Here is a 20,078-nt window from a genome sequence, read left to right on the forward strand (position 1 = left end):
GCCGCAGGGTGATGAGAGCAGCTGTTATAAATTGAATTATCAACACAATAAAAAAAAAGTAATATCTATGGGAAAAGTACTGATCATTGGCGCCGGTGGCGTCGGTACGGTGGTAGCCAACAAGGTAGCGCAAAACAGCGACCTCTTCACCGGTATCATGCTGGCCAGCCGTACCAAAAGCAAGTGTGACGCCATCGCGGAGGATGTGAAACGACGTACCGGTGTCGCCATCGAAACTGCCAGGGTGGATGCCGACAACGTGCCGGAGCTGGTGTCGCTGATGAATGAGTTCAAACCGGAGCTAGTGATCAACGTGGCACTCCCCTACCAGGATCTGACCATCATGGATGCCTGCCTCGAAGCGGGGGTACATTACCTCGACACGGCCAACTACGAGCCGAAGGATGAAGCCAAGTTCGAATACAAATGGCAGTGGGCCTACCGGGAGAAGTTCGAGAAGGCAGGACTCACCGCCATCCTGGGATGCGGCTTCGACCCGGGGGTGACCAGCATCTTCACTGCCTATGCGGCCAAGCATCACTTCGATGAGATCCACCACCTCGACATCGTGGACTGTAACGCGGGAGACCATGGCAAGGCGTTCGCCACCAACTTCAACCCGGAGATTAACATCCGCGAGGTGACACAGAAAGGAAAGTACTGGGAGAACGGTGCGTGGGTAGAGACGGAACCGCACGAGATCCACCAGCCGCTCACCTACCCGGAGATCGGTCCCAAGGAATCTTACGTGATCTTTCACGAGGAGCTGGAATCGCTGGTGAAGAACTTCCCCACCCTCAAGCGGGCACGCTTCTGGATGACCTTCGGGCAGGAGTACCTCACCCACCTCAGGGTGATCCAGAACATCGGCATGGCACGCATCGACGAAGTGGAGTACAACGGTCAGAAGATCGTACCCATCCAGTTCCTGAAAGCAGTGCTGCCCGACCCGGGTGAGCTGGGAGAGAACTACACCGGACAGACCTCCATCGGCTGCCGCATCCGAGGCATCAAGGATGGCAAGGAACGGACCTACTATGTGTACAACAACTGCAGTCATGAGGCAGCCTACAAGGAGACAGGTGCTCAGGGCGTCAGTTACACCACCGGTGTGCCGGCCACCATCGGCGGCATGATGTTCATGAAGGGTCTCTGGAAGAAACCGGGGGTCTTCAACGTAGAGGAGTTTGATCCCGATCCGTTCATGGAGCAGCTCAACAAGCAGGGACTGCCGTGGCATGAACTTTTCGATGTAGATCTGGAAGTCTGAAGATTTTTTTTAACCTTGCAATCAGATTGCAAGGTTTTTTTCTACTTTTGCTGTGCACAACTCATTTAATGAAAATATCACCCATGAGTCCCAAAAGTCTGGTCAATATCGGCGATTACAGCAGAGAGGATATCCTGCGCATCCTGCAAACCGCCTCCCGATTCAAGGAGAACCCCAACCGTGATCTGTTGAAAGGAAGGGTTTGCGCCACCCTCTTCTTCGAGCCCTCCACCCGCACGCGTCTCAGCTTCGAGACTGCCGTCAACAGGCTGCGCGGACGCATCATCGGCTTCTCCGATGCGGCCACCAGCAGCTCCACCAAGGGTGAGTCACTCAAGGACACCATCATGATGGTCAGCAACTACGCCGACCTGATCATCATGCGCCACCACCTGGAGGGGTCGGCACGCTACGCCTCCGAGATCTCACCGGTGCCGTTGATCAATGCAGGTGACGGCTCCAACCAGCACCCCACGCAGACGCTGCTCGACCTGTTCACCATCTACGAGACGCAGGGCACCCTCGAGAACCTCTCCATCACCGTGGTGGGCGACCTCAAGTATGGCCGTGCCGTGCACTCCCTCATCCAGGGACTGTCACACTTCAAACCCTCCTTCCACTTCGTGGCACCGGAGGAGCTTGCCATCCCCGAGAAGTACAAACTCTTTTGCGATAGACAGGGAATACCCTATCGTGAGTATACCGATTTCTCGCCCGCGGCGATCAACGGCTCCGACATCCTCTACATGACTCGTGTACAGAAGGAGCGGTTCACCGACCTGATGGAGTATGAGAAGGTAAAAAACGTCTACGTATTACACAACGACATGCTCAGTGACTCGAAAGAGAGCCTGAGGGTGCTCCACCCGCTTCCCCGAGTGAAGGAAATCAACCAGGATGTGGATGACAATCCCAAGGCCTACTATTTCCAGCAGGCAAAGAACGGCATCTACGTGCGCCAGGCGGTGATCTGCGATCTGTTGGGCATTGAGGTAGCATAACCCATTAAATGAATAAAGATGATGAGAAAAGAATTGCAGGTGGCCGCTCTCGAAAATGGGACAGCCATTGACCACATACCCAGTGATGCTGTTTTCAAGGTGGTAACGCTCCTGCAGCTGCAGAAGCTGAACAACCGCATCACCATCGGCAACAACCTGAAGAGCAGCAAGATGGGTTCGAAAGGGATCATCAAGGTCTCCGATAAATTCTTCCGCGAGGATGAAATCAACCGTATTGCACTGGTTGCACCCAACGTGAACCTCAACATCATCCGAAACTTCGAGGTGGTGGAGAAAAAGAAGGTGGTGTTACCTGATGAGATCATCGAGATTGTGCGTTGCAACAATCCCAAGTGCATCACCAACAACGAGCCGATGAAAACCCGCTTTCACGTGATCGACAAGGAGTTGGTGGAGCTGCAATGCCACTACTGTGAGCTCAAGATCCGGAAGGAGGAGATTGAATTGATATAAATAAGTTGATTCATTTGAGGTTTATGGTATATAGTTCAAAAAATAAACTGAGAACTGACAACTGAAATAAATGAAACAAGACTGGAAACCGGGAACGATGATTTATCCGCTGCCGGCGGCAATGATCAGCTGCGGAAACAGCCCCGAAGAATATAACATCATCACCGTAAGCTGGGTGGGTACCATCTGCTCCGATCCCCCTATGTGCTACATCTCAGTGAGACCGTCGCGTCACTCGTATGAGATCATCAAACGCACCGGTGAGTATGTGATCAACCTCACTACCGAGGCATTGGCACGGGCCACCGACTGGTGTGGGGTGCGATCGGGAAAAGATTACAACAAGTTCGAAGAGATGAAACTGACGGCCGGAAAAGCGACACTGGTAGGGGCACCGTTGATTGAAGAGAGCCCTGTCTGCATCGAGTGCCGGGTGAAAGAGATCATCCCGCTTGGTTCGCACGACATGTTCATCTCGGAGGTAGTCAACGTGAAGGCCGACGATCAGTACCTCGATCCGGTTACCGGTCGCTTCGACATGCAACTGGCGGGACTGCTTGCCTACTCCCATGGTCATTACTATGGGTTGGGAAGGAAAATAGGCAAGTTTGGCTGGAGCGTAGCGAAGAAAAAGAGAAAGAAGAAGAAATAACAACCGATTGTTTACACAATCTCATTCATAAACGACCATTTACATCATGCCTGTCAATTTACCCGACAAACTGCCGGCGGTAGAGATACTGAAGAAAGAGAACATCTTTGTGATGGATGATTTGCGTGCATCCACACAGGACATCCGCCCCCTGAAGATACTGGTGCTGAACCTGATGCCACTCAAGATCACCACCGAGACCGATCTGATACGGCTACTCTCTAACTCCCCGTTGCAGGTGGAGATTGAGTTCCTGGGGCTCTCTTCACACACCCCCAAGAACACCCCCATCGAGCATCTGATGTCGTTTTACACCACCTTTTCAAAAGTGAAGAAACGATATTACGACGGCATGATCATCACCGGTGCACCGGTGGAGATGATCCCTTTCCGGGAGGTGACCTACTGGGATGAGATCACCCGCATCTTCGACTGGGCCCGCACACATGTCACCTCCACCTTTTACATCTGCTGGGGAGCGCAGGCTGCACTGTACCATTTTTACGGCATCAACAAACATCCGCTGGAAAAAAAGCTGTTCGGTGTATTCCGCCATCAGCTCAACGACCCCTCCTTCCCACTCTTCCGCGGCTTCGACGACACCTTCTTCGCACCGCACAGCCGCCACACCACCATCCTCGGGGATGAGATCCGGCAGCAACCGGAGCTCTCCATCCTCTCCGAATCGGAGGATGCCGGTGTCTACATTGTCTCCTCAAGGGGTGGTCGCGAATTCTATGTAACAGGTCATTCGGAATATTCTCCCCTCACCCTGCACAACGAGTACCTGCGGGATATGGAAAAAGGGATGGACTCCGTGGAGATTCCCCTGAACTATTACAGAGACAACGACCCGAATCAACCGCCTTTTGTGCAGTGGCGCTCGCATGCCAATCTACTCTACATCAACTGGCTGAACTATTTCGTGTACCAGGCCACTCCCTACAAACACGAAGAGATCGCCCAGCTGGGTGATCTCTAAGGGGAAATGCCATTTTTTGTTGAGTAGGAAGGTGTCAGCGTGTCAAATGCTCTTTGCAAACTTCAGACATACCGGCTTGCTCAAAAGGATATCCTGTTTTGTGTCATTGAGTAGGCCAGTGACCTCATCTACTGAGAAAACCTGAATCCTGTTTTCATCCCTGCTGGCAACCAGCAGGTATTTTCCATTGGGGGTGAATACAAAATTGCGGGGATGCGTTGCGGTGGGTTGATACCCCACCTTGGTGAGCGTACCCTCGTCGGGATCGATCGCGAAGATGGCAATGCCATCAGCCTGCAGACGGTTGGAGGCATAGAGATAGCGACCGTCGGGTGATACATGAATATCGGCACTGCCGCGTGCGCCCACCGTATCGGCTTTGATCACCTGCTTCTCAGTCAGCTCACCATTGTGATGGTCATAGACCACCACCTCGCCTGACAACTCACCCAGCAGGTAGAGGTATCTGCCTCCATCGGGGTGGAAGTCAAAATGACGGGGACCGGTGCCTGCGGGAGTCTCTATCGCAGTCATGCTGCTCTCCCGGATCACCGGCTGTCCCTGAAAGGGGGTCTCCTGCACCTTGAACCGGTAAAGCTTATCGCTTCCCAGGTCAGCAGCAAAAAGGGAGAGTCCGTCAGGCGAGTAAGCCACACTGTGCAGGTGAGGCTGACGCTGCCGGGAGCTGTCGGGACCGGATCCGCTGAATTGAATCAGGGAGAGCAGTGGCGAAAGGCTGCCATCATCGTTCACCTGGAAGGAGGAGATGCTCCCCCCGCCGTAATTGGCAGTATGAAGGTTACGTCCCTTCGCGTCGATGGTAACGTAACAGGGTCCGCTACCCCTCGTCTCCTGCGTATTGATCTTCTGCAGCGTTCCTTTCGCCTTGTCGAAAGAGAATGCATGCACGGCACCCTGCTCTCCATCGTTCTCTCCCACGGCATAGAGAGCTTGCTCATCGGGGCTGAAGGTGAGATAGGAGGGGTTGGACACCTCCGCCATGCTCACCGAGTCACTCTTCCCGGTGAGGGCATCAAAGTGATAGAGGTAGATTCCCCTGCTGCCCTCCTCTGAGGTGTAGGTCCCCACGGCAAGATATAGCATGTCGTGGCTGCCCATTGCCGGTGAATCGGCGGCGGCAGGTTGATCATTTGACTTACGTGCATCTGCACGATTTCCGTTACAGGATATAAAGAGTGAAGTAGCCAGGGTTACAATAGTCATCAATCGGTACATTGTTTTTCGTTTATGGGTAAATACAGTTGCGAAAATAACCCTTTTTTACTGTAGTCAGAGCCACAGATCGAAAAAACATCACATTTTCCCTGAAAAGTTGCGAATATGGGAGAGTCTGCGTACTTTTGCACCTTGAAAAAACAATTTTGTAACAAAATCGCAAATTACACTGTTATGCTATCCAAGATATTATCGGTTACGGGGCGTCCCGGTCTTTATAAGCTCATCTCTACTGGAAAGAACCTGAACATCGTTGAATCACTTGGTGACGGCAAACGTTTGCCTGTCTACGCGCATGAGAAGGTGGTGGCGCTGAGTGATGTCTCCATCTACACCAACGACGGGGATACCCCCCTGCGGGATGTGTTGAAGCGGATGAAGGAAAAAGAAAACGGCGGCAAGGCATCGGTGAGTAGCAAGGCATCGGGCAATGAGTTGTTCACTTATCTGAAAGAGGTGCTTCCCGACTACAGCCGTGAAAGTGTCTATGCCTCTGATGTGAAAAAGATCATCTCCTGGTATAACATTCTGATGGAAAACGGGGTGGAGCTGGAAGAGGATGAAAACGACGTGACGGAAGAGACCGCCTCACCCTCTGCAGACAAAGCTGAACAAGAATAAAGCAGGTGATGTGTGATGGTTGTTAACGCATCAGCATAAAACAACTATCTTTATCCCTTCACATAAAAAGAGGCGAATTGAATCTGAAAAACTTACTGACTCGTGCCGGGGCAGGTATCATCTATATCCTGGTGATCCTCGTGGGACTTCTGGGGGGACGCTACTCCTTTCTGACCGTATTCGGAATCATCCTCGCCATGGGATTGTTTGAGTTCTACCGTATGGTAGAAAAAGATACATCGCATGCCATCAGCAAGATATTCAACATCACACATGGTCTGATTCTCTTTGTCTCGGTATATCTCTACCTTGAAAAGATCTCATTGGTGGCACTGCCGGTATTTATATTGATATACCTGCTCATCCTTATTGCCTCGGCAATGTTTATCAGGCGTCAAGACATCCTGCATGGCATCATCTATTCGGTGTTCGGTCAGATATACATCACCATGCCTCTGAGCCTTCTGATGATGCTCTCCTATTCATATCAACAGGTTTTCACCGGCATCGGTTACAACTGGTCTCCCTTGCTGGCCCTCTTTGTATTTATCTGGGTAAACGACACCGCTGCCTATTTCTTCGGATCGCTCATCGGCAAGCATAAGCTCATCCCCCACATCTCACCCAAGAAATCGGTTGAGGGTTTCATTGCAGGTATCCTGTTCACAATGCTCTCATCGCTCATCTTCGCACGCCTCTTTCCGGAATTGTCGACACTCCATTGGATTGGATTATCCCTGGTGATTGCCCTTTTTGGCACCGTAGGCGACCTCTTTGAATCGCTGATCAAACGTACCTGCTCTGTGAAAGATGCCGGCACCCTGATCCCCGGCCACGGAGGCATTCTCGATCGCATCGACAGCCTACTGGTGGCAGTACCGGCAGCGTACCTCTTCCTGATTCTCTTTTTAAACTGATTCCTTTTTTCCTCTTTTGGGGCGAACAAACTTCTGACATCAGTTGTTTTTATGATGCAGGATGATGATCCCCAACAACAAACATGCAAAACAAACAAGCATCACACCATTAAGAGCTATCGTTATGAACAAGAAACTGATTGGCACCAATGCAGGTATTATCTGGAACCTGTTGAACAACAACCAGAAATGGAATATCGCCGACCTGCGAGAGGCTTCCGGTTTGACAGAAAAGGAGATTTACACTGCCATAGGCTGGCTGGCCAGAGAGAACAAGATAGAGATTGAAAAAACACACAAGGGTGATGAAAAATACTACCTTGTGATTGAATATTACTTCTGAGCTAACCTCAGAAATGGATACACAAGAAAGGTCCGGCCATCAGTTCCGGACCTTTCTTATATGGTTAATACTGCTTTGCTTTCACATCACACCTTTCTCACGCAGTCGTTGCTGCCATCGCCATGCAGAAGCCATGGTATCCTCAACCGACACCTCTGCTTTCCATCCCAGTACCTCATTCGCTCTGTCCGGTTGTGCCCATATCTGTTCAATATCACCCTCACGACGTCCCACAATCTGGTAGTTGAGGGGCAACCCGGAGACTTTCTCAAAGAGGGCAATCAGTTCCAGCACTGACAACCCCGTACCGGTGCCCAGGTTGAAGATCTCGACAGGTTCATCCGACTGATCTTCGACCATCCGCTCAATGGCTTTGACGTGCGCTTTGGCCAGGTCCATCACATTGATGAAGTCACGGATACAGGAGCCGTCGGGCGTATTGTAATCATTGCCGAAAACACTCAGCTGCTGCCGGATACCAATCCCGGTTTGGGTGATGTAGGGTACCAGGTTTTGGGGCACCCCCAGCGGCAGTTCCCCGATCTCGGCAGAGGGATGGGCTCCGATAGGATTGAAATAACGAAGAATGATGCTTTTGATCGGAGCTCCCGAGTGGACAAAATCCCGAATGATCTCTTCGTTGATCTGTTTTGTGTTCCCGTAGGGAGACGCTGCCGGTTTGATGGGTGCGTTCTCATCGATGGGGTTGCTGTCGGGTTCCCCGTACACGGTGCAGGAGGAGGAGAATACGATTCCCTTCACCTTGTGTTCCGGCATCAACTCCAGCAGGTTGACCAACGAGACCAGGTTGTTTCGGTAGTAAAGCAGCGGCTTTTGTACCGACTCACCCACCGCCTTGCTGGCAGCGAAATGGATGATACCGTCGAAGGTGTGTTTCCTGAAAAGTGCCTTCAACGCCTCCATGTCGGTGCAGTCCAGCTTGTCGAATTGTGGACGGATGCCGGTGATGCGTGTAATCCCCTCGATTACATCGGCATTTGAGTTGGAAAGATTGTCTGCAATGACCACTTCGTAGCCTGCCTGTTGCAATTCAACAACTGTATGGGAACCGATGTAGCCTGTCCCCCCTGTTACCAGTATTTTATTTGCCATATGTTTATAATAGTTTGATTGATCTCTCTGATGGTTTGGTTAGCTTGTTGTACAAATTTACAAAATAAATCAGTAACTGCTGTCGAGTTAAGCAGAAAAGCATATACTTTTGCAGAAAAAAATGAATGTCACTGATCTGCCGAAAGAGGTTGCACTGAGAAAGCCCGCATGGGAGAAATGGGTTGCGAAGAACAAACGACGCCTGATGAAAATGGATCGGGAGATTCTGCAACTGCACCTTGAAGCCGAGGAAGAGACCGATTGCCTGGCGTGCGGAAACTGCTGCCGCTCACTGGGGCCGATGATCCTACCCGACGATGTGGATCGAATGGGCAAGGCTCTGCGCATCAAACCTTCGGTGGTCATTGAGCGTTACCTCCGCACCGATGAGGATGGCGACAGGGTGTTCCGCTCCATGCCCTGCCCTTTTCTTGGTGACGACAACTATTGCGCCATCTATGAGAACAGGCCCAGGGCATGTCGTGAATATCCGCATACCGACAGGAAGAAGTTCTACCAGATCTTCGCTCTTTCGGTGAAAAACGCGGAGACCTGCCCCATCGTTTTCAAAGTGCTGGAAAAACTGACAGCCGGAGGATAACCACCTGGGGTTGTCTGTTTGCTTTTTTTTACTACATTTGTAAAAAATGTGATCATTCACCCCCGATCTGCATGGCATTCAGCGTTCAAACATACTATCACAAAGAAGAGCTGCCGCCAATGGAAGAAACCAACTTCTTCCACTCTCCCGACGCTTTCGACTGGTACAGTTGCATACCCGCATACACCCCCTTCATGCTGGTAGCCTTCAACGAAGGGAAACCGGTTGCCGCCCTCTTCGCCATTATCGCCCGCAAAAACAGATTGCTGCGCCATTCACTCTTCAGACGATGCATCATCAGCCAGCCCCCTTCATTTTTCGGGAGTGATCTACCGCAGATAGAGCTCTTTGAACTGCTTATCACCCGCTTGGTTGAAGAGGTGCGACAAAAGGTGTTTCTCATCCGTTACGAGAACCTGGGTAACGCCATCTTCGGATACAAGGGGTTTCGCGAGAATCAGTTCTTCTCGGTGAAATGGATCAACATCTGCAATTCGTTGCAACGAAGACGAAAGATTTGGGACCAGCTCACACCCTCCCGCAAGAACCAGGTCAACAGGGCATTGAAGAAAGGGGTGCAGATGGTGGAGGTAACCTCTGACGATGATCTGCCTGAAATCTATCGGCTGATCAGGGATACCAACCAGAAGAAGATCAGACGTCGTTTACCACCATACCTCTATTTTGAGAATTTCTACCGACACTATGTGAAAGAAGGAAAGGGAATGATTTTGCTCACCCGCTACCAGGGCAAGATCATTGGTGGAGCCATACTGGGTTTCGAGCAGAAAAAGAAAGTCTACTGCCTCTATTACTGGGGCAAATCGAAGCGCTACAAACTGCTCTATCCTACCATCTTCACCATCTATTCAGCTATGAAACGGTCGGAAGATGAAGGCTTTCACTATTTTGATTTCATGGATATAGGCTTTATTCACAAAAACAGCGGACGGTCACGTTTTCTCCTTCAGTTCGGGGGAAAACAGAAAGCCACCAGGCGCTGGTATCGCCTCAACTGGGGGTTGCTCAATTTTTTTGCCAACAGATTATACGACTAATACCGTGATGTTCAATCAGGAACAACTGTACCCTCAAAATATGCAAACAAACGCAAATAACCTGGTAGTTTGAAGCACTCTAAGGAGATAAATACTAAATTAATTTAAAAAGCATCTTTTTTTCTCCATATTGCTTGGAAAAGTGCATTGATGCGTGTACATTTGTACTGTGTTTTTCATGGTATTAGATTTAAGGTTAACAATGAAGATTGGTTGTCGTGAGACAACCATTTCTTTTTTAACCCCCTCCTAGCGATATTTCTCCCACAATGCAGAATGGATGATCTCTTTTGACCGGTCGATCAGAACGGCCAGCTCCTCGTCGCTGAGCGATGATGTAGGGATCGGATCATGAATGATCAACTCAAGCTTTCCCGGTTTGAGGAATCGGCTGTTTCGCTTCAGTACATCATATGGCCCGTTGATGGTCAGCGGTACCACAGGCAAATGAAGATCCCGTGCGATATGATAGGCTCCCCGTTTGAAACGCCCCATCTTACCGGTGAGAGTACGCGCACCCTCAGGAAAGATCACCATGGAGACACCATCCGTGATTTGTGCCTTGGCTCTTTCAATGGTAGCAGCACGGGCTGTAGCGGTGGAGTTGTCCACAAACACATGACCTGCTTTTTCAGAAGCATACCCCACAAATGGAATCTTTCGCAGACTCTGTTTTTGAATCCATTTGATGTTCTGATTCAGGAAACCATAGACCAGGAAGATATCAAACGCACCCTGATGGTTGGCTACAAAGACGTATGATTGCCTGGGATCCAGTTTCTCGTGACCTGAACATTTCACCCGACAAAGCGCCAGCCAGCAGGTGACCCGGCTCCAGATGTGAGGAGGATAATACCCCCAGAAGCGATTTCCGAAAAAGGGAGTCGTAATCATCACCGTTACAGCGGTAAGAATGGTGATCAACAGAAACAACGGCATGAAAATGATCCATTGATAAAAAAACCGGGCAATTCTTTTCACAGCTTACACTTTCTACGGATGAACAAAGCACAAAAATAAACAAATTAAAAGATGTCACACGCCTCCATGGCTGTTTTTTGGCCCAAAACTGCTTTTTTAAACGGTGGTTCAGTTTTTTCTGTCAAATTATTTCCTGGTTTGTCGATTTTTGTGTTTATTTGCGTTACGAAATCGAAATCATAATTATTATACACATGAAAGAATTTGCGAAGTACTTCGGAGTGATTGTAATGCTCATTGGCGTTGCACTGTTGGTGGTACCCTTCCTGATGGGCACAACAAACAATACCAATTTGATCATTGGGTTGTTATTGGTGATTGAAGGGATGCTGGGCCATATCTTCATCAACAACATGAAAAAAGGAAGCAAGCTGAGCAACATCATCTGGGCCATCATTCTGTTGTTCATCCCTTATCTTCTCTTTTTCTTCTTCAAGAAGAAGGCATACAGCGAAGAGGAGATGGCTGCTTACAATTAAGATTGCTGCCTGAAAGCAGTTGCATAAAAGAACTATTAGACAAAAAACAAACCCTGAGACAATGTCTCAGGGTTTGTTTTTTTCAGAAACCTGGTCAATTATCTTTTCGCATCACATAAAGCTGAAAATTTTCATAACGTTTCACCACCACCTCTTCCCCCTTCTCTACAAAACCTTTCAGAGAGACAGCGTCGTAATATGCTCCCTCCAGTAATATCTTCCCCGAGGGACGGAGCACTGTGGCCGCCACGGCACTCTTACCCGTCAACAGGCGGGGTTCCACCGGTACCGAGACAAAGCCCTCCTCATCGGCATTGAGTGCGGCATTTCTCAAAATACCCGGCTTGCCGATCCTTCCGGTGAGGTAGATGATCAGCACCATCCCCATGCCCATACCTCCCAGCACGATCATCACTGCGCGAAAGAGTCCAACAGCATCTACCCCCTCCAGGCCGAAACGTATGTTCCCCACGAGTGCCAGCACCAGTGAAGAGAAGATAAAGACGATGCCGGCGATACCGGGAACGCCAAACCCCGGAAAGACAAACAGCTCAAATACGATAAAGATCAGTCCCAGCACAAAGAGAAGAACCTCCCAGTTCTGGGCGTATCCGGTGAGGTAGAGCGGTGTGAAGTAGAGCAGAGCTGCAGTGATGGCCATTGCAGTGGGAAAACCCATGCCGGGTGATTGCAGCTCAAAGTAAATGCCGCCGATGATCAGCATGATCAGTAGTGCCTGTACCACACCGCTGGTGAGAAAACCCTTTACCCTGTCGTAAAAGGTGGGGTTATAGGTCTCCAGCCGGTAATCAGCAATGCCCAGCCGGGTCACGATCAATTCATGGAGGCTCTCGGAGGTGCCCTCACAATAACCCAGCTCCATGGCCTGGGTGGCTGTTAGAGTCAAGATCTGCGTCGAATCGGCATATCCGGGTACTACAATCCGTTCATCCACCATTGCCTCTGCAACCAGCGGATCCCGCCGCCACCGCAGAACCGTGTCCCCATCAACGATGGTTGATATTTTACCGTGGCTCTCGGCCGTGGCACGCATGATGCCGCGCATGTAAGATTGGTACTTGTCCGGAGCCGCGGCACCTGTCCCGCCTTCCACCACGGTTGCCGCACCTATGGAGGCACTGTTTCGCATGAAGATGCTATCGCAGGCGGTGGCAATCAGAGCTCCCGCCGAAGCTGCATTGTTGTCGATGAAAACATATACCGGCAGGGAGCTGTTGAGGATGGCCGTTCGCATCGAATCAGCTTCGAGCACCCCTCCCCCGTATGTGTTCATGTGCAGCAAAATTGCATGGGCCTCTTTTTGTCCGGCTTCATGCAATCCATTTTGCAGGTGAATCCAACTGTTGCTGCCGATGTTTTCACGGAGATTGATCCGGTAGATCAGCGGAGTATCATCCTGTGCCGTGATATTGCTGACGAGAAGTGAAAAAAGAAGGAGTAACGCTCCCTGTAAATTTTTCATTTTTTAATAGTTATAGTGGAACAAAGATAATTGATTTACGTTTGAGCCGATCATTTTCATCAAAAATGTGTATATTTGTAGTTCAATTTAACAGTATGAGCACAATTTTACTAAGCATAGGATCCAACACGTTCGCGAGGACCAATATTGACAAAGCCCGGAGGATGTTGACGCGCCTCTTTCCCGGCATCGTCTTCAGTGAGTCTGTCTTGTCGGAACCGGATGATGAGCGTTACTCCTTTCTTTTTCGGAATGTGCTGGCAATGGCTGAGACAGATTACACACCCGTGGAAGTGATTGACAAGATCAAACAGACAGAACGTGCCGTTGGTCGTTCACCGCGTGACAAGTACCAGGGAAAGGTGATCATCGACATTGATCTGATCCGTTACAACGACGAGATTCTGCGTCCCGAAGATTTTCAACGGGAATATCTGCAACAACTCCTCACCACCTTCACTCCTCCGGTCGATTAGTTTAACCTGGTTACCGATTTCACCCCCTTCACAGCCTTCAGTTTCCTGATAAGCTGTTCCAGCATTGAGGTGTTGGCTAGCATCACCGATATATTCCCCTGAAAAAGGCCGTCGTTGGAATCAATGGAGATGGCACGCAACTGTACCCCCTCCTCTTTTGATATAATCGACATCAGGTTAGCTACGATGTTGATCTGGTCATTGCCAATCACCCTCAACACGATGGTGTAGTTAGAGCTGCCGGTACTACCCGACCAACGTGCCTTGATCACACGATAGCCAAAGCGTGAGAAGAGATCCTGTGCGTTGGGACAGTTTACCCGGTGAATTTTAATGCCCTGAGAAGAGACGAAGCCAAAGATCTCATCCCCAAAGATAGGATTGCAGCACTTTGCCAGTTTGTAATCAACGCCGGTCAGGTTTTGATCAATCACAAGCTCATCACTGCTGTGGCTCTCACGAGCGTCGGTTTTGAGGGTGAACTGGCCGGCACTTATCTGTTGAACAGCATCACGGCTCTCGCTTTCCCTGCTCTCCAGTTCCAGGTAACGATCAATCACCCAGTTGACATCCAACTTCTCTGCCGCGATGTCTGCGTAAAAATCAGTAACAGTTTTATATTTCAGCTTCTTGATCAACTGCATCAGGTGGGCATCGTCGACCTCGATCTTACGGTTTTTCATCCGTCGCGAAAGCGTCTCCTTGGCAATATCGACCTGCTTACCCGCTTCCTCTTTTAGCAGCTGGCGAATCTTGGTGCGTGCACGGGAGGTAATCACGAAACTGAGCCAGTCCTGCTTTGGCGTCTGATGTGTGGAGGTGTTGATCTCCACCTGGTCGCCACTCTTCAGCGGATGCTTGATCGGCACATTCTTACCATTCACCCTTCCCGAGATGCAGGAAGCTCCCAGCTTCGAGTGGATGGCAAATGCAAAGTCCAGCACGGTAGCTCCTTTGGGCAGCTTGAAGAGATCACCCTTGGGTGTGAAGACAAAAATCTCTTCCTCATAAAGGTCAAGCTTGAAATCGGTCAGTTTCTGACTCAGGTTGGACTCCTTGTCTTCGAGCGATTCACGCAACGTGGTAAGCCAGCTGTCTAGCGTCGACTCCTCTTTCACCCCCTTGTACTTCCAGTGGGCAGCCAGTCCCCTCTCAGCAATCTCATCCATTCGGCGGCTTCTGATTTGCACCTCCACCCATCTTGAATTGGGCCCCATCACGGTGATGTGCAGTGATTCGTAACCGTTGCTCTTAGGGATCGAGAGCCAATCCTTCAATCGCCTGGGGTTGGGTTGATACATGTCGGTAATCACCGAATAGACCTGCCAGCACTGCGCTTTCTCCTGATCGGCCGGAGCATCCAGGATCACGCGAATAGCAAAGAGATCGTATATATTCTCAAAATCAATCTTCTGCTTCTTAAGCTTGTTGAGAATAGAATGAATCGATTTGGTACGCCCCTTGATGTCGAAGATCAGCCCTGTTTTTGCCAGCCGCTCCTCCACCGGCTCAATGAATTCACGGATATATTTCTCTCTTGAGCGCTTGGTTTCGTTCAGCTTTTGTGCCACATAATCGTACGACGCACGGTCGGTATATTTGAGAGAAAGATCCTCCAGCTCCGATTTGATGCTGTAAAGACCCAATCGATGTGCCAGGGGAGCATACAGAAAGGAGGTCTCCACAGCCAGGTCAAGCCGTCGGGAGCTATCGCTGCCTTTTGCATCACGCATCAGCTGCAGCTGCCTTGCAATCATCACGAAGACCACCCGAATATCCTCAGCCATCGAAAGCAGCAGCTTCATGTAATTCTCCGACTCCACGGCTGATCGTTTGTCGCTGAAACGGCTGATCTTCTTTAACCCCCGCAGGATCACCTCCACCTCTTCACCAAAAAGCCGCCCGATATCTTCCAGTTGATACTGATCCGAAACGGCTCCACGATAGAGCAAGACAGCACATACCGTGGGTTGTCTTAGTCCTATCTCATTGATGGCAATCAGAGCAGTACGCATCTCGAGGACAAGGGAGGAATATGCATCCTCATCACCCGGCTCCGCGGACTGCAGGGAGCTCCTTACCATCTCCTTGAGGCGTAACAGCTTCTCGCGCTCCATTGCCTGGCGCAAAAAAGAATATAACCTTCGATAGAGTTGCAGGAACTCGCGGCGTTCGATGGTTTGCTTGTCGTTCATCCTTTTGTGGTTGTTCGTAATGCTCTTACAAATGTACAATTTTCCGTTAAAAAAGTGATCCTCTCACCAGAAAAGTAAAGTGAGAGACCTCTCCCCTGCACTTGCGCAACCGAACCAGAATATCTATATTTGTATTTCATTTTATGCGAAAGATCACCATGCGAAAGATTCTCACCATGCTCTTACCCCTCCTCTCCCTGCTGGCAAATGCACAGCAAAGCGAAACCATCTCCCTGAACGAGGGATGGCAGTTCTCACAGATGAACAGCGACCAGTGGTACAACGCAGAGGTGCCCGGCTCGGTACAGCGCGACCTGGTGCGTCACGGTGTACTGCCGGATCCCTTCTACGGCACCAACGAAGAACGGGTGCAGTGGGTGGAAGATGAAAACTGGGATTTCAAAAAAACATTCTGCGTCTCCGCTGCACAGCTGCAACATGACGAAGTGTTGCTCCGGTTCGAAGGACTGGATACCCATGCCGAGGTGTTCCTCAACGGCTCCCGCATCCTGCGGTCGCAGAACATGTTCGTGGGTCACGAGGTCTCAGTGAAGAACCTGCTGAAAGAGGGGGAGAACAGCCTCTATATTCGTTTCTACTCACCCATCGCGACCATGATGCCGGCCCGTGCCACCTTCGGCTACGACTACCCCGCGGGGAACGACCACCGTGAGGAGAAGCTGAGCATCTACAACCGAAAGGCTCCCTACCACTTCGGGTGGGACTGGGGGATCCGCATCGTGCAGATGGGTATCTGGAAACCTGTTTCACTTCTCTTCTATGACGATGCACGAATAGAGGATTACTACGTGAAGCAGCATTTGGTGACTGAGGAGAAGGCAGAGATTGCACATCAGCTGACCATTCACGCTCTCACAGAAGGTGATGCCACCCTCACATACGGTTATCTTCTCAACGGAAAGATGCTGAAATCGGAGCAGAAAGAAGTCCGTTTGGCGGAAGGGGTGAACAGCCTCTCCATTCCTTCCACCATCAGCAATCCGCAACGCTGGATGCCGGTGAACTGGGGTGAGCAGCATCTCTACGACTTCTTCGTGACCGTGAAGCGTGGCGACAGGCTGATCGCAGAGAAGCAGGTGCGCACGGGACTCCGTACAGTGCGCCTGGTACAGGAACCCGATGATCATGGTCGTTCCTTCTACTTCGAGGTGAACGGCATCCCCCTCTTCGCCAAGGGAGCCAATTACATCCCGGGGGAGATCTTCACCACACAGCAGGATGAAGCCTACTACGAGAAGATCTTCGACCAGATCACCGATGCCAACATGAACTTTGTCCGCGTCTGGGGGGGAGGCATCTATGAGCATGAGGAATTTTACCGACAGGCCGACGAAAGGGGCATCCTGGTATGGCAGGATTTCATATTTGGTTGTGTACCCTACCCCTCCGACGATGCCTTCCTGGCCAACGTGCGGGAGGAAGCGATCTACAACATCAAACGGCTCCGCAACCATCCCTCCCTCGCCTTCTGGTGCGGCAACAACGAGATTGACGAGGCCCTCAACCACTGGGGTTGGGACAAGCAGTACCCAGAAGAGGTGATGAAGGCCTGGTTCGAAGGGTACGACAAAACCTTCCGCGAGCTGCTGCCATCATTGGTGGAAGAGTTGGATGGTACCCGCAGTTACATACACGGATCACCTTACGACGCCAACTGGGGCAACACCGAGAAATTCGCCTCAAGCGACGTGCACGACTGGGGTCTCTGGTATGGGCACCTCCCCTTTGAAGCGATGGCAGACCGATTGCCACGCTTTGCCAGTGAGTTCGGCTTCCAGTCGTTCCCCGAGATGAAGACCATCCGCTCCTTCGCACCCGAAGAACAGTGGGCACTGGAGAGCGAGGTGATGCAGGTACATCAGAAGGCTTCAACTGGCAACTCACTCATCAAGAAATACATGGACATGTACTACCCCGAGCCGAAGAACTTCGAAGACTTCGTTTATGTGGGACTGGTGATGCAGGGCAACGGCATGGAAGAATCGGTGGAGGCGATGCGCCGCGGCAGGCCCTACTGCATGGGTGCACTCTACTGGCAGATCAACGACGACTGGCCGGTGGTATCCTGGTCGAGCATCGACTACTATGGCAACTGGAAGGCACAGCATTACAGGATGCGCAACGTGTTGGCACCTCTGGCATTGGGGGTGGATGAAGAAGAGGGCATGGTGCACTATTACACCCTGTCAGATTATCTCACAGACAGGGATGACCTGACCCTTACGGTACAGGTGATCGATTTCTCAAAAGGAATCCAAAAGGAGTTTCGGGAAAAGGTAAGTGCGACGGCAAACGCCAGCACCATTGTCAAAAGTTACAAGCTTTCCGATTTGTTGAAGGAGGATGAAAAGTCGCACACCCTGCTTCACGCCTTCCTCACCGACAGTAACGGGGAAGTGATCTCGCGCAAGGATCATTTCTTCTACTGGCCCAACCGGCTGAAGCTGCCCAAGACCACAGTCGCAAGCAATGTACAGTACGCTGATGGAGAGTACCGGGTAACGCTCTTCAGCGAGAAGCTGGCCAAGGATCTCTTTCTCGAGATCCCAATTCAGGGAGCCCGCTTCAGTGACAACTTCATCAACCTGTTGCCGGGAGAACAACGCACCATCATCATCCGCTCCCCGCAGTTGAAGGCCGCTGAAAGAACTGCGGTGACTGTGAAGCATATGCGGGAGACATTCTGACATGAGTACCCACCAAGCTGACAATGTGCAACATGCACCGGAAGTGAAGAGTCTCTCCATCCTACTGATGGTTGCCACCACCTCTTTCCTGGGCACCTTCCTCATCTCAGCGGTCAACATTGCCCTCCCGGACATAGGCAATGAATTTAACTTCTCTGCCGTGGGCCTGAGCTGGATCATCACCTCGTTTCTGTTGGCGACGGCGCTCTTCATGCTGCCCGCAGGAGCCTGGGGCGACCGTCACGGCAGCAGCCGTTTTTTCAAGGTGGGAGTGCTGCTCTTCTCCCTCTCCTCTCTCTTCTGCTGGATGGCACCCAGTGGAGGATGGCTCATCGCTGCCCGTTTCCTGCAGGGGGTGGGTGCCGCCTTCACCAGCACCACAGGTCAGGTGTTGTTGGTCTCCTCCTTTCCCGCACACAAAAGGGGCCAGGTGCTGGGCATCTCCGTCTCGGCTGTCTATGCAGGTCTGGCACTGGGCCCCCTGCTGGGTGGGATCATCACCCTCTATGCCGGATGGCGCCTGCTCTTCCTCATTGCCGCTCTGCTCGGCTTTGCCACGTTGCTGCTGACGCTTCTCAAGCTGAAGGAGCCGGCAAGAAAACAGCACTCTCCTGCATCAAATGATGGCAGGGGCACACTCCTCTTTATGATGGGCCTCACGTCACTGGTCTTCGGCTCCACACTCATTCCAGCGCTCCCAGGATGGCTGCTCATGGTGGGTGCACTGATCCTGTTGCTGCTCTTCTGGCGGCAGGAGAAGAGAACCCAGCATCCGCTGTTCGAGGTGCGTCTCTTCACCCACAACCGCCTCTTCACCTTCTCCAGCCTCTCGGCACTGATCAACTACACCGCCACCTTCGCCATCGTCTTCTTCCTCAGCCTCTACCTGCAAAAGATCCAGGGGCTCTCCCCCCGTGATGCGGGTGCGGTGATCATCGCCCAGCCATTGATGATGACCCTCTTCTCCCCGCTGGTGGGACGTCTCTCCGACAGGATTGAACCTCGCTACTTCGCCACTGCAGGCATGGCTCTTTGCTCCTCCGGACTGGCCATGCTGGCTATGATCGGCAGCCGGACACCCATCTGGGTGATCATCGCCATCCTCGTGTGGGTGGGTCTCGGCTTTGCCCTCTTCTCCTCACCCAACATGAGCACCATCATGGGATCGGTGGAACGAAGCAGCTACGGGCAGGCCTCCGGGCTGGCAGCCTCAATGAGGGTCTTTGGACAGATTGTCAGCATGAGCGTGGTCACCCTCCTGTTCACCCTTTATTTCGGTGATTTAACCGTGGAGGCGGTGGGGGAAGCAATGTTTCTCAAGGCCATGCGGTTGGGCTTCATTATCTTCGCACTGATTGGCATCCCCGGAATCTACCTCTCATACAACAGGGGAAACATGAAAAACCGATAAAATCGAAGTTTTGACTGATTGAATATTTTTCGCGCATACCATGTTTAAAGTGAATCAGAACAATCTTATGACCAATG

Annotated in this window: 19 protein-coding genes; 14 read left to right on the forward strand and 5 right to left on the reverse strand. The window is 51.2% G+C overall.

Features of this window, described 5'->3' with window-relative positions; translation table 11 throughout:
• Positions 1–67 precede the first annotated feature (67 nt).
• From JS578_01465 to metA, 5 genes are all read left to right on the forward strand, one after another.
• Positions 68–1,270, forward strand: a complete 1,203-nt coding sequence (locus tag JS578_01465) for a saccharopine dehydrogenase family protein (GenBank protein ID QRX63961.1) — start codon at positions 68–70, stop codon at positions 1,268–1,270.
• Between the two features lie 83 nt (positions 1,271–1,353).
• On the forward strand, positions 1,354–2,271 hold the full coding sequence (pyrB, locus tag JS578_01470) for an aspartate carbamoyltransferase (protein QRX63962.1): 918 nt from the start codon (positions 1,354–1,356) through the stop codon (positions 2,269–2,271).
• Between the two features lie 18 nt (positions 2,272–2,289).
• On the forward strand, positions 2,290–2,745 hold the full coding sequence (locus JS578_01475) for an aspartate carbamoyltransferase regulatory subunit (GenBank protein ID QRX63963.1): 456 nt from the start codon (positions 2,290–2,292) through the stop codon (positions 2,743–2,745).
• Positions 2,746–2,815: 70 nt separating this feature from the next.
• Complete coding sequence (locus JS578_01480; GenBank protein ID QRX63964.1) at positions 2,816–3,397, forward strand: flavin reductase family protein; 582 nt, start codon at positions 2,816–2,818, stop codon at positions 3,395–3,397.
• A gap of 46 nt (positions 3,398–3,443) precedes the next feature.
• Positions 3,444–4,379, forward strand: coding sequence for a homoserine O-succinyltransferase (gene metA / locus JS578_01485; protein ID QRX63965.1), 936 nt, complete (start codon positions 3,444–3,446; stop codon positions 4,377–4,379).
• Positions 4,380–4,421: 42 nt separating this feature from the next.
• Here the strand turns inward: metA and JS578_01490 are convergent, their stop codons facing one another.
• Positions 4,422–5,597, reverse strand: a complete 1,176-nt coding sequence (locus JS578_01490) for a lactonase family protein (protein ID QRX64880.1) — start codon at positions 5,595–5,597, stop codon at positions 4,422–4,424.
• A 192-nt stretch (positions 5,598–5,789) separates the two neighbouring features.
• On the opposite strand from JS578_01490, the gene JS578_01495 reads away from it, so the two are divergent.
• From JS578_01495 to JS578_01505, 3 genes are all read left to right on the forward strand, one after another.
• Positions 5,790–6,236 carry a DUF5606 domain-containing protein gene (locus tag JS578_01495; protein ID QRX63966.1) on the forward strand — a complete coding sequence of 149 codons (447 nt, stop codon included), beginning with the start codon at positions 5,790–5,792 and terminating at the stop codon, positions 6,234–6,236.
• A 77-nt stretch (positions 6,237–6,313) separates the two neighbouring features.
• Entirely contained in the window at positions 6,314–7,153 is an 840-nt protein-coding gene (locus tag JS578_01500; GenBank protein QRX63967.1) for a phosphatidate cytidylyltransferase, read from the forward strand.
• Positions 7,154–7,277: 124 nt separating this feature from the next.
• A complete protein-coding gene (locus tag JS578_01505; protein ID QRX63968.1) occupies positions 7,278–7,496 on the forward strand; it encodes a winged helix-turn-helix domain-containing protein in 219 nt (72 codons plus the stop codon).
• A gap of 81 nt (positions 7,497–7,577) precedes the next feature.
• Here JS578_01505 and galE read toward each other — a convergent pair whose 3' ends face one another.
• Complete coding sequence (gene galE / locus JS578_01510) at positions 7,578–8,609, reverse strand: UDP-glucose 4-epimerase GalE (GenBank protein ID QRX63969.1); 1,032 nt, start codon at positions 8,607–8,609, stop codon at positions 7,578–7,580.
• A 121-nt stretch (positions 8,610–8,730) separates the two neighbouring features.
• Between galE and JS578_01515 the strand changes: the two genes are divergently transcribed.
• Together JS578_01515 and JS578_01520 are read left to right on the forward strand one after the other, a co-directional pair.
• A complete protein-coding gene (locus JS578_01515; GenBank protein ID QRX63970.1) occupies positions 8,731–9,210 on the forward strand; it encodes a YkgJ family cysteine cluster protein in 480 nt (159 codons plus the stop codon).
• Between the two features lie 71 nt (positions 9,211–9,281).
• Positions 9,282–10,268: a GNAT family N-acetyltransferase gene (locus JS578_01520; GenBank protein QRX63971.1), complete on the forward strand. Its 987-nt coding sequence runs from the start codon at positions 9,282–9,284 to the stop codon at positions 10,266–10,268.
• Between the two features lie 249 nt (positions 10,269–10,517).
• Here JS578_01520 and JS578_01525 read toward each other — a convergent pair whose 3' ends face one another.
• On the reverse strand, positions 10,518–11,207 hold the full coding sequence (locus JS578_01525; protein QRX64881.1) for a 1-acyl-sn-glycerol-3-phosphate acyltransferase: 690 nt from the start codon (positions 11,205–11,207) through the stop codon (positions 10,518–10,520).
• A gap of 236 nt (positions 11,208–11,443) precedes the next feature.
• Here JS578_01525 and JS578_01530 point away from each other — a divergent pair, with 236 nt between their 5' ends.
• Entirely contained in the window at positions 11,444–11,728 is a 285-nt protein-coding gene (locus JS578_01530; GenBank protein ID QRX65019.1) for a hypothetical protein, read from the forward strand.
• Positions 11,729–11,822: 94 nt separating this feature from the next.
• Here JS578_01530 and JS578_01535 read toward each other — a convergent pair whose 3' ends face one another.
• The gene (locus JS578_01535) at positions 11,823–13,211 is read right to left on the reverse strand and encodes a nodulation protein NfeD (GenBank protein QRX63972.1); all 1,389 of its coding nucleotides are present in this window, start codon (positions 13,209–13,211) and stop codon (positions 11,823–11,825) included.
• A gap of 95 nt (positions 13,212–13,306) precedes the next feature.
• Between JS578_01535 and JS578_01540 the strand changes: the two genes are divergently transcribed.
• A complete protein-coding gene (locus JS578_01540; protein QRX63973.1) occupies positions 13,307–13,687 on the forward strand; it encodes a 2-amino-4-hydroxy-6-hydroxymethyldihydropteridine diphosphokinase in 381 nt (126 codons plus the stop codon).
• Here JS578_01540 and JS578_01545 read toward each other — a convergent pair.
• A complete protein-coding gene (locus tag JS578_01545; protein QRX63974.1) occupies positions 13,684–15,882 on the reverse strand; it encodes a bifunctional (p)ppGpp synthetase/guanosine-3',5'-bis(diphosphate) 3'-pyrophosphohydrolase in 2,199 nt (732 codons plus the stop codon). The two genes, JS578_01540 and JS578_01545, sit on opposite strands and share 4 nt — an antisense overlap.
• Before the next feature lie 143 nt (positions 15,883–16,025).
• Here JS578_01545 and JS578_01550 point away from each other — a divergent pair, with 143 nt between their 5' ends.
• Positions 16,026–18,590, forward strand: a complete 2,565-nt coding sequence (locus JS578_01550; GenBank protein QRX63975.1) for a glycoside hydrolase family 2 protein — start codon at positions 16,026–16,028, stop codon at positions 18,588–18,590.
• A 1-nt stretch (position 18,591) separates the two neighbouring features.
• The gene (locus JS578_01555; protein QRX63976.1) at positions 18,592–20,001 is read left to right on the forward strand and encodes an MFS transporter; all 1,410 of its coding nucleotides are present in this window, start codon (positions 18,592–18,594) and stop codon (positions 19,999–20,001) included.
• Positions 20,002–20,078 lie beyond the last annotated feature (77 nt).

The organism is Dysgonomonadaceae bacterium zrk40 (assembly GCA_016916535.1).
GTDB lineage: Bacteria > Bacteroidota > Bacteroidia > Bacteroidales > Dysgonomonadaceae > Proteiniphilum.